At 62.9% G+C, this 10538-nt stretch carries 9 protein-coding genes; all 9 read left to right on the top strand.

Annotated features, from left to right (window positions below):
• Nucleotides 1–92 precede the first annotated feature (92 nt).
• Nucleotides 93–773, top strand: coding sequence for an N-acetyltransferase family protein (locus ACLBKS_RS16350; RefSeq protein WP_410193869.1), 681 nt, complete (start codon nucleotides 93–95; stop codon nucleotides 771–773).
• 152 nt (nucleotides 774–925) lie between these two features.
• Nucleotides 926–1810 (top strand): HlyC/CorC family transporter, encoded by an 885-nt coding sequence (locus tag ACLBKS_RS16355; protein ID WP_410193870.1) that lies wholly within the window; start codon nucleotides 926–928, stop codon nucleotides 1808–1810.
• Nucleotides 1803–3464 (top strand): apolipoprotein N-acyltransferase, encoded by a 1662-nt coding sequence (gene lnt, locus ACLBKS_RS16360; RefSeq protein ID WP_410193871.1) that lies wholly within the window; start codon nucleotides 1803–1805, stop codon nucleotides 3462–3464. Before ACLBKS_RS16355 ends, lnt begins: the two co-directional genes overlap by 8 nt.
• 80 nt (nucleotides 3465–3544) lie before the next feature.
• A complete protein-coding gene (gene glyQ / locus ACLBKS_RS16365; protein ID WP_410193872.1) occupies nucleotides 3545–4462 on the top strand; it encodes a glycine--tRNA ligase subunit alpha in 918 nt (305 codons plus the stop codon).
• 4 nt (nucleotides 4463–4466) lie between these two features.
• Nucleotides 4467–6605, top strand: a complete 2139-nt coding sequence (gene glyS / locus ACLBKS_RS16370; protein WP_410193873.1) for a glycine--tRNA ligase subunit beta — start codon at nucleotides 4467–4469, stop codon at nucleotides 6603–6605.
• A 49-nt stretch (nucleotides 6606–6654) separates the two neighbouring features.
• Complete coding sequence (gene gmhB / locus ACLBKS_RS16375; protein ID WP_410193874.1) at nucleotides 6655–7263, top strand: D-glycero-beta-D-manno-heptose 1,7-bisphosphate 7-phosphatase; 609 nt, start codon at nucleotides 6655–6657, stop codon at nucleotides 7261–7263.
• 20 nt (nucleotides 7264–7283) lie between these two features.
• Nucleotides 7284–8033, top strand: coding sequence for a lysophospholipid acyltransferase family protein (locus ACLBKS_RS16380; RefSeq protein ID WP_410193875.1), 750 nt, complete (start codon nucleotides 7284–7286; stop codon nucleotides 8031–8033).
• Nucleotides 8034–8056: 23 nt separating this feature from the next.
• Entirely contained in the window at nucleotides 8057–9079 is a 1023-nt protein-coding gene (locus ACLBKS_RS16385) for a M48 family metallopeptidase (RefSeq protein WP_410193876.1), read from the top strand.
• Between the two features lie 99 nt (nucleotides 9080–9178).
• Nucleotides 9179–10538: methyl-accepting chemotaxis protein (locus ACLBKS_RS16390; protein ID WP_410193877.1), on the top strand; the 1360-nt coding region annotated here is incomplete at its 3' end.

Below are 10538 nucleotides of genomic sequence, written 5' to 3' on the forward strand. Positions count from 1 at the left end.
ATGGAGCGTTTAAGTCGCTTCGGACTTGTCGAAGAATGGTGTGCTCAAACCGAGCTTGGTGAAAATCACGAATGCTCGTAAAGTAACTCACCATGGCCTCCACGCTGGATAGCGATATTGCGCAACGCAGGCCCAAGGCCAGGCGGCCTTGGTGGGCCATTATTCGTCGTCTGAGTGCGCGCCATCGCGATCGCATAGCCGAGCATCTGTTAGCCTTGGACTCTCACGATCGCTACCTCCGTTTCGGATATGCGGCCAACGACACGCAGATCCGAGCCTATGTGGATGCGTTGGATTTCGAGCGTGATGTGGTGTTCGGCATCTACAACTGGCGCTTGAAGTTGGTTGCCATGGCTCATCTTGCCCACTCCGTCGACCGCAGCTATGACGCCTGCGCTGAATTTGGGGTTTCCGTCTTACCTACGACTCGTGGGCATGGTTACGGCGGCAAGTTGTTTGCGCGCGCCATGCTGCATGCCCGTAACTCCGGGGTGCAGCTGATGTTCATCCACGCTTTGAGCGAAAACAAAATCATGCTGAGCATCGCGCGTAAAGCCGGTGCCACCGTCGAATACGACGGTCCGGAGGCTGAGGCCTACCTGCGCCTTCCCGCAGCGACGTTCGAGACACAGGTGACGGAGTTGTTGGAAGAGCAGTTGGCGCAGGCTGACTACAGACTCAAGATGCAAGCCCGGCAATTTTGGAATCTGCTGTCGGATTTGCAAGATGTCCGGCGTGGCGTTCGGGAGGGCCGCCATCGATCTGGCTCATGAGAAGGCAGCGAACGCGCTAAACCATTGCCAACGTGCACACGGCTGCGCGGAAGACGCATCGAAGCATCTTGCGCCACTGGCGGCCTCTTCGATGCATCACGCATCTCCGCTATCCTATAGGCTTCTTAACTTCCGCCTCGTGCGTCGCATCAGTGCCTGACCCTTACCCTGCGCGTTTCTCCGAGAAGGATGACAAGCGCACTCTCTGGAAAAAAATCGCCGAATTCATTCATCCGGGGCCAGATTCCACGGCTGAATTGATCGAAACCTTGGCCGACGCCGAGGATCGACAGCTCATTGGCGCCGAATCCCGCTTCATGCTTGAGGGCGTGTTGCGCATGGCTGATCAAAGCGCGGGGGATGTGATGGTTCCCGCCCCCCGCATGGATTTGGTGGACATCAATGCGCCGTACCCGGAGTTGCTTCACGCAGTGATTGACGCTGCGCATTCGCGCTTTCCGGTCTATGAGGGCGAACGAGAAAACATCATCGGCATCTTGCTCGCCAAGGACCTGCTCAAACTGCAGCGCGCTCCCGAACTGAATATCCGGGCTCTGCTGCGACCCGCGGTGTTTGTCCCCGAGAGCAAGGGTTTGAACGATCTTCTGCGGGAATTCCGGGGAACGCGCAACCACCTGGCCATCGTGATCGATGAATTCGGCCGCGTCGCGGGTCTCATCACCATCGAGGACGTGCTGGAACAGATCGTTGGTGAAATCGAGGACGAGTTCGACATCTCTGAAGATGAGGGCGATATTTTCGGTCTGGCGGATCAGACCTACCGCGTCAGTGGCAGCGCCTCGATACCACGCGTCAACGAGGCCTTTGACGTGAACATCCTGTCCAGCGATCCCGATGAAAGTTTCGACACGATCGGGGGATTGATCGCGCACGAAATGGGCCATGTCCCTCGCCGAGGTGAACAGCATGTCATCGCCGGACTGAGGTTCACCGTGCTGCACACCAAGGGCGGCGCGGTGAGGTGGTTCAAGGTCAACCCCGTGCCCTCGTCCGCCGACAGTCGCCCCAATGCCTGATGGCCGCGCCATGCGCGTGAGCACGGCATTGAACGCCAGCCTGGCCGTCGTTGCAGGCGGGTTGCAGGCGATGGCCATCGCTTCACCGTGGGGCGGCCAGCCGCAACCCTGGCTGCAAGTGCTGTCCATGACGTTGCTGTCCTGGCTGTTGTCACGTGACGCGTTGCCTGGCTCGCTTGCGTCCATGCGGCATCTTCGGGGGTCTGCCTTGATCGGGTGGTTGTTCGCCACTGCTTGGCTGGCGGGCAGCTTCTGGTGGATGTTCATCGCCATGCATCGGTATGGCGGCTTGCCCGCCGCCCTCGCGGTGCTGGCGGTGCTGGCATTGTCGGGGGCGTTGGCGTTGTATTTTGCCGTCGCCTGTGTTCTCTATAGCCATCTGTCCAAGAAGTTGGGGCCGCGTCGCCCTTACGCAAATGCACTGCTGTTCGCTGCGCTCTGGCTGATGGCAGAAATGGCTCGCGGACGCTGGTTCACCGGGTTCGGCTGGGCTGGCGCGGGCTATGCGCATGTCGAAGGGCCGCTGGCGGAGTACGCTCCTTGGATAGGGGTTTATGGCATTACCGCGGTATCGGCGTGGCTTGCGATGATGCTGGCCTATATCCTGCGGCACATCGCGGGTGCGGCGCAGGGAGGACAGTGGGTGGTTGGCGCGAGCGCTTTGCGCAATGTCGTGAAGGCTGCGCTGGCACTGGTTGTGGTCGCTTGTCTTCCCCTTGTCCAACAGCAATGGTGGCCCCTGGAAACTCAATCGACCGGAACGCTGCGCATCGCCCTGCTGCAAGGCAATATTCCCCAGGACGAGAAGTTCCAACCCGGCACCGGTGTCGTGCAATCCCTGCGCTGGTACGGCGAACATCTGATGCAAGCGCCGCAGGACGCCGCCCTGGTCGTTGCGCCGGAGACGGCGTTGCCGCTGCTGCCACAGGATCTGCCTGTGGGCTACTGGTCGCAACTGGTTCTGCGGTACGCGAGCGATGGTACGTCGGCTGCATTGATCGGACTTCCGCTGGGAAATGGCCGTGACGGCTACACCAATTCCGTAGTCGGCCTGGCACCAGGCCAGCATGCCTACCGCTACGACAAGCACCATCTCGTTCCTTTCGGCGAGTTCATTCCCCTGGGCTTTCGCTGGTTCACGGCGATGATGCAGATTCCGCTGGGTGACTTCAACCGCGGTGACCTCAATCAACCCTCTTTCGCCTGGCAGGGCCAGCGTCTGGCACTGAACATTTGCTACGAAGATTTGTTCGGTGAGGAGCTGGGCGCGCGTTTCGAAGACGCCCAAACCGCGCCGACCGTGTTCGTCAACGTGAGCAACATCGCTTGGTTCGGTGACACGGTGGCGGTGGACCAGCATCTGCACATCTCCCGCATGCGCGCCCTGGAGTTCGCGCGCCCCGTAGTGCGGGCGACCAACACCGGTGCGACCGCCTGGATCGATCACCAAGGCCAGGTGCGTGCCATGCTCGCGCCCCACACCCGGGGCGTGCTCACGGTGGAGGTCGAAGGTCGTACCGGGCTCACGCCCTACGCCCGCTGGGTTGCGGCCTTCGGGCTGAGCCCGCTCTGGATCCTGAGTCTGCTGGTGCTGTCCTGGGCGGTTTGGCGTGGTCGTTCGAGGCATACGCCCACGGCGGGCGTGGAACCGTAAAATCACGGGCTTGGCCGTTTGGCCGCCCCTTGATGCCTTGCTAGCCAGCGATGGACTGCGAGGCCACCGCCTGTTCACCCATGTTGACCTTCCAGCAAATCATCCTCACCTTGCAGTCCTATTGGGACAAACAAGGCTGCGCTCTCCTGCAGCCCTATGACATGGAAGTCGGCGCGGGGACTTCGCACACCGCCACCTTCCTGCGTGCTATCGGCCCTGAGCCCTGGAAAGCCGCGTACGTGCAACCCAGCCGCCGCCCTAAAGACGGCCGTTATGGCGAGAACCCCAACCGCCTGCAGCACTACTACCAATACCAGGTCGTGCTCAAGCCCGCGCCCAGCAACATCCTGGAGCTCTACCTCGGCTCGCTCGAAGCCCTGGGATTTGACCTGAAGAAGAACGACATCCGCTTCGTCGAGGACGACTGGGAGAACCCCACGCTGGGCGCCTGGGGTCTGGGCTGGGAAGTCTGGCTCAACGGCATGGAGGTGACGCAGTTCACCTACTTCCAGCAGGTGGGCGGCATCGACTGCAAGCCCATCACCGGCGAGATCACCTACGGCTTGGAGCGCCTGGCCATGTACCTGCAGGGCGTGGACAACGTCTACAACCTGGTGTGGACCGAGGGCTTGTCCTACGGCGACGTCTACAAGCAGAACGAAGTCGAACAATCCACCTACAACTTCGAGCACAGCGACGCCGATTTCCTCTTCACCGCCTTCGCGGCGCACGAGAAGCAGGCCAAGCACTTGATGGAAGCACAACTGGCTTTGCCCGCTTATGAGCAGGTGCTCAAGTGCGCGCACAGCTTCAACTTGCTCGACGCGCGCGGCGCGATCTCCGTGACCGAGCGCGCCGCCTACATCGGTCGCATCCGCAACCTCGCGCGCAGCGTCGCGCAAAGTTACTACGACAGCCGCGAGCGCTTGGGCTTCCCCATGGCGCCGCGCGAGTGGGTGGCGCAAATCGAGAAGATGACTGAGAAGAAGGCCGCCTGAAACCATGAGCATGAACAACCTTCTCGTCGAACTGTTTGTCGAAGAGCTGCCGCCCAAGGCGCTCAAAAAACTCGGTGAGGCTTTTTCTAACGTTTTGTTGGACCAGCTCAAGGCCCAGGGCCTGACTTCTGCGGACTCCACCGTTACTCCCTACGCCTCACCGCGCCGCCTGGCTGCGCATGTGACGGCGGTGGCGGACAAGGCTGCGGACAAGGCCGTGCAGCAAAAGCTCATGCCGGTGAGCGTGGGCCTGGACGCGGCGGGCCAGGCCACGCCCGCCTTGCTCAAGAAACTTCAGGCCTTGGGCGCGGACGTGTCCGATGCTGCCAAGGCCGTGGCCGCGCTGAAGCGCGCGCCCGACGGCAAGGCCGAAGCGCTCTTCTATGACAGCGTGGTGCCCGGGGCCACGCTGGAAGTTGGTTTGCAAAAGGCGCTGGACGAAGCCATCGCCAAGCTACCCATCCCCAAGGTGATGAGCTACCAGCTCGAAACCGACTGCGAGCTGCCTGGCTGGAGCAGCGTGAATTTCGTTCGTCCGGCGCATGGGCTGGTGGCCTTGCACGGCAGCACCGTGGTGCCTGTCCAGGCGCTGGGCTTGAGAGCAGGCAACAGCACGCGCGGTCACCGTTTCGAGGCGAAGAAGGACGTGGTCGTGCTCAAGGATGCCGACAGCTATGCGGCGACCCTGCGCGAGGACGGTGCGGTCATCGCCTCCTTCGCTGAGCGCCGCGCCGAGATCGTGCGCCAACTCTCTGCGGCGGCCGCCAAGGTGGGCGGCGGCGTGCGTCCCATCGAGGACGAAGCCTTGCTGGACGAAGTCACGGCCCTGGTCGAGCGCCCCAATGCGCTGGTCTGTGAGTTCGAAAAAGAGTTCCTCGCCGTGCCGCAAGAGTGCCTCATCCTCACGATGAAGGCCAACCAGAAGTACTTCCCTCTGCTCGATGCGGCGGGCAAGCTGACGAACAAGTTCCTCGTGGTCAGCAACATCAGCCCGGCCGACGCCAGCGCCGTGATCGGCGGTAACGAGCGCGTGGTGCGCCCGCGCCTGGCCGACGCCAAGTTCTTCTTCGACCAAGACCGCAAGAAGACGTTGGAGTCTCGCGTCGAAGGCCTGGGCAAGGTGGTCTACCACAACAAGCTGGGCACGCAAGGCGAGCGCATGGAACGCGTGCGCGCCATCGCCAAGGCGATCGCGCAACAGTTGGGCGACGCCAAGCTGGTGGCGGCTGCGGATACCGCCGCACGTCTGGCCAAGACCGATTTGCTGACCGACATGGTGGGCGAGTTCCCCGAACTGCAGGGCATCATGGGCGGTTATTACGCGCGCCACGATGGCCTGGGCGAGGAGATCGCGCAAGCGATTGAAGACCACTACAAGCCGCGCTTTGCCGGTGACGAACTGCCGCGCAACACCGTAGGTCTCGTGGTGGCCTTGGCCGACAAGCTGGAAACGCTCATGGGGCTGTTCGGTATCGGTCAAAGACCGACCGGTGACAAGGACCCGTTTGCCCTTCGTCGTCATGCGCTAGGCGTGATCCGACTGGTGATTGAAAAGCAGCTTCCGCTGTCGGCTCATGACCTGGTTAACTTGGCCATTGGAGGGTTTGAGAAGGGTTTCAGCAACGCGGGCACGGACGTGCTGCAGTTCATGGCGGAACGACTGGAAGGCTATTGCCGTGAGCAGGGCTTTACAACGACGGAGGTGGATGCTGTAGTCGGCTCCGGCCGCTGGATCGGGTTGGCTACTGTGCCCAAGATGCTGAGTGCGGTTCGAGCTTTTTCACAATTGCCCGAGGCGCCAGCCCTCGCCGCCGCCAACAAGCGCATCGGCAACATCCTGAAAAAAGCCGAAGGCACGGTGGTCGCCAAGGTCGACGCGCAATTGCTCAAGGAACCGGCTGAACAAGCCCTGCACGGCGCTCTGCACAGCGTGCAACCGCTGGCCGACAGCCTCTACGCCAATGGCGAGTACGCCGCGTCCCTGCGCGAACTGGCGGTGCTCAAGGCCCCGGTCGACGCCTTCTTCGATGGCGTGATGGTCAATGCCGAAGATGCGGCGCTGCGCGCCAACCGCCTGGGCCTGCTCAAGAGCCTGCACGAGGCCATGAACCGCGTGGCCGATCTGTCGCGCTTGGCGGCTTGAGGCAACAGACACTGCACCCGCCTCGCGGCCACCCAAACCCCACCACGCCATGCCCAACAGCGCCCTCAAGCTCGTGATCCTGGACCGTGACGGCACGATCAACCAGGACCGCGACGACTATGTGAAGTCGGAGGCGGAGTGGGTGCCTCTGCCCGGTGCCTTGGAAGCCATCGCCCGGCTCAACCACGCGGGCTGGCATGTGGTGGTCGCCACCAATCAGTCGGGCTTGGGTCGCGGTCTCTTCGACGTGGCCGCGCTCAATGCCATGCACACCAAGATGCACAAGCTCTTGGCCACGGCGGGCGGTCGGGTGGAGGCCATTTTCTACTGCCCCCACGGGCCCGAGCAGGCCTGCCGCTGTCGCAAGCCCGCGCCCGGCTTGTTCGAGCAGATCGGCGAGCGTTACGGCGTCTCCTTGCAAGGCGTGCCCACGGTCGGTGACACGGCGCGCGACCTGATCGCGGGCACATCAGTGGGCTGCGAACCGCACCTGGTGCTGACCGGCAAAGGCGAGGCTTGGCGTGAACCGCTGGCTGCGGGCCAGGGCTTGCCCACGAACTTCCCGGCCAGCACGCGCGTGCACGAGAATTTGGCCGCGTTTGCCGCTTGGTTGATCGCGCGTGACAACGAACTGGCGAGCCCAGCGCACGGCGACTGATACCTAACGAGGACTTCGAGATGATCTTTCTGCGTTCTGTGTTGCACGCGCTCTGGATGCTGGTCACCGTGGTGCCTTGGGCCATCATGATGCTCACGGCCTCGCTCTTCCTGCGCGCCAACCCCATGTACTGGCTGGCCGTGGGTTGGCTGAGCTTGGCGATCCGGGGCGCGCGCGTGTTGTTGGGCATCAAGGTGCGCGTGACCGGCATGGAGAACCTGCCGCAGGGCGAGACCAGCCAAGCCATCCTGTTGGTCAAGCACCAGTCCACGCTCGAGACTTTTCTGATCCCCACGCTGATGCCGCACCCGCTGGCCTTCGTGTTCAAGAAGGAGTTGCTGTACGTGCCCTTTTTCGGCTGGGCGATGGCGCGACTGGACATGATCCACATCGACCGCTCCCAGCGCAGCGAGGCCTTCAACAAGGTGGTGGCCCAGGGCAAGCGCCTGCTGGCGCGGGGTGTCTGGATCATCATGTTCCCCGAAGGCACCCGCATCCCGCGCGGCGAGAAAGGTGTCTACAAGACCGGGGGCACACGCCTGGCCATCGAAACCGGCGCGCCCGTGGTGCCCATCGCGGTGAGCTCGGCCAAGGTCTGGCCACGCAAGGCCTTCCTCAAGCGTCCCGGCGTGGTGGACGTGGTGATCGGCCAACCCATTCCCAGCCAGGGCCGTGAACCTGCTGAGTTCATGCGCGAAGTGGAAGACTGGATCGAAGGCCAGATGCAGCGGTTGGACCCCGAGGCCTACCCCGCCAAACCGGGGGCCTGACGCCGTTCAGGCTGGCACCCGCCATGCGCGGACTTCTGCAACTCGCCCTGGATTTCGTAGACGGGCCGCACGCCGAGCCCTTGCCTGCACCGTCCCTCAAGGCGCCTGTGCCACCCAGCCCCGGGCCGCGGACAGGCGCAGATCCAAGGTCGACGGGACCGACTGGGGCTGTGACGCGTCCTGATCTCAACTCCTCCGATCTCCTGGGGTCGGCCTTCACCCATCCCCGCGCCAACCGGCAGACCCGCTTGGGCGACGTTGCCGTGGCCTATGAATTCAAGCGCGGCCGGCGTCGCACCATCGGCATGGCCGTGGGCGAGGCGGGCTTGACCGTCAGCGCACCGCGTTGGACGCCGCTACATGAAGTGGAGGCCGTGCTGCAGGAAAAAGCCGCTTGGATCGTGCGCAAGCTCCAGGAGATGCAGGCGCGACAGGCGCAAGCGCAGGCCACCAAGGTGGCCTGGCGCGCGGGCACGGTGCTGCCATGGCTGGGGCAGCCTTTGACCTTGATCTTTGCGGACTCCCCAGCGGCGGAGGCGTCCGCGCAGCTTGCCGCGCCCGCCGTCGCTCTTGCGCAGTCGGGGCGCCGCAGGACTCAGCGCATGACCGCGCCTGTGCTGGACAAGGAGGGCCTCATGCCCTCGGGCGAGATCGGCTGCACCTTGCGTCTTGACCTGCCCGCCGATGCGTCCACCGAGCACATCCGCGACGCGGTACAGGCCTGGTTCACGCAAGAGGCGCGAACGCTGTTCGCGCAGCGGCTCGACCACTATGCACCGCTGCTGCAGGTGCAATGGCGCAAGTTGGCCCTGAGCAATGCCCGCACGCGCTGGGGCAGCGCCAGCAGCGATGGCCGCATCCACCTGAACTGGCGTCTGATGCACATGCCGCTGCCTGTCATCGATTACGTCGTGGTGCATGAATTGAGCCATTTGCGGGTCATGGACCACAGTCCGCGTTTCTGGGCCACGGTGCGCTCCGTGATGCCCGATTACGAGGTTCGGCGCGCCGAATTGCGCAAGATTGCTCTTCCTGTCTGGAGTTGATGAAGAAATAGGTTCTCTAAAACCCAAATAAGCGACAAAATCACGCGGGCGAGTCCGGGAAGTTACAATTGTTACATTTGTACATGAGGAGTCGACGCGATGAATGCACCTCACGGGTTCCGGGCGCGGTGGCTCAACATGAGCCTGTCCACGAGGCTGTCCGCCAGCATTTTTGTCATCATCAGCGCGGTGGTGCTGGTCTTCGTCATTGCCATCAGCTACACCCTGATGCGCTCCGTTGAGCGTCAAGCGCTACAGCACCTCAATACGCAGACACGTCTGATCGTCGACTTGATTGACGCGTCCGACAAGGACTTGCGCCTGCGGGCAGCCGCCCTGGCCAAAGTGTTTCAAGGCCGCTTGGCTGGACAGCTGGCCCTGGATGCAGCCACGATCACCGAAGTGGCAGGAAAACCCGCCCCGACGCTGCGTTTGGACGGCAGGGTGCTCAACATGAACTTCGAGGTGGTGGATGGATTCACTGCCAGCACGGGCGCCGTGGCCACCGTCTTCGCCAAGACAGGTGAGGACTTCATTCGCGTCACCACCTCACTCAAGAACGCAGAGGGCGCGCGCGCGATTGGCACTTTGCTGGACCGCAATCACCCGGGTTACAAGGCCACGTTGGAGGGCCAGACCTACGCCGGCCCTGCCACGCTGTTCGGCAAACCGTACATCACGCAGTACGACCCCATCCGCAATGCCCAAGGCCAAATCATCGGCTTGAGCTTCATCGGCTTGGATTACAGCATCTATCTGGAGCAACTCAGGACCACCATCCGCAGTCTCAAGATCGGCGAAACAGGCTACTTCTTCGTGCTGGATTCGCGCCCGGGTGCGAATTACGGCAAATTGGTGATCCATCCCACGGCCGAGGGACGCGCCGCTTTGGAGAGCAAGGATGCCGATGGGCGTGAGTTCATCCGGGACATGCTCGAGCGCAAGAACGGCACGATCTATTACCCGTTCATCAACGAAGCCAAAGGCGAGACCAGCCCCCAAGACAAGCTGGCCGCTTTTGCCCACTTCCCGGGGTGGGAGTGGTTGGTGGTGGGTGGAACCTATGTCGACGAGGTCACTGCCGATGTGCGCGACCAGCGTCTGCTGTATGGCGTCATGGGCGTTGTCATGGTGCTGTTGGTGTCCGGCGTGCTGTTCCTGCTGATCCGTCGCACGGTCATCCAGCCTTTGGTGCACGCCCGCAGCCTTGCCGAGGCGCTGGCCCGGGGCGACTTGAGTGTCCGCATGCGCAGTCCGCGCCAGGACGAGCTGGGCCAACTGATGGACGCCATGAACCGCATCGGCAGCGGCTTGACCGAGGTGGTCCACACCGTGCGCGAGGGCAGTGAATCGGTGTCCACCGCCAGCGCCGAGATTGCTGAGGGCAATCAGGACTTGAGCGCGCGCACCGAGAACCAGGCCAGCGCACTGGCGCAGACCGCCGCATCCATGGAGGAAC

The organism is Hylemonella sp. W303a, assembly GCF_046452315.1.
In the GTDB taxonomy this organism is placed as follows: domain Bacteria; phylum Pseudomonadota; class Gammaproteobacteria; order Burkholderiales; family Burkholderiaceae_C; genus Hylemonella.

What these genes read in the sequence shown, in the direction of transcription:
- glyQ (WP_410193872.1), top strand. Translation starts at nt 3,545, where the DNA reads ATGTTGACCTTCCAGCAAATCATCCTCACCTTGCAGTCCTATTGGGAC.
- gmhB (WP_410193874.1), top strand. Translation starts at nt 6,655, where the DNA reads ATGCCCAACAGCGCCCTCAAGCTCGTGATCCTGGACCGTGACGGCACG.
- ACLBKS_RS16380 (WP_410193875.1), top strand. Translation starts at nt 7,284, where the DNA reads ATGATCTTTCTGCGTTCTGTGTTGCACGCGCTCTGGATGCTGGTCACC.
- glyS (WP_410193873.1), top strand. Translation starts at nt 4,467, where the DNA reads ATGAGCATGAACAACCTTCTCGTCGAACTGTTTGTCGAAGAGCTGCCG.
- lnt (WP_410193871.1), top strand. Translation starts at nt 1,803, where the DNA reads ATGCCTGATGGCCGCGCCATGCGCGTGAGCACGGCATTGAACGCCAGC.
- ACLBKS_RS16350 (WP_410193869.1), top strand. Translation starts at nt 93, where the DNA reads ATGGCCTCCACGCTGGATAGCGATATTGCGCAACGCAGGCCCAAGGCC.
- ACLBKS_RS16385 (WP_410193876.1), top strand. Translation starts at nt 8,057, where the DNA reads ATGCGCGGACTTCTGCAACTCGCCCTGGATTTCGTAGACGGGCCGCAC.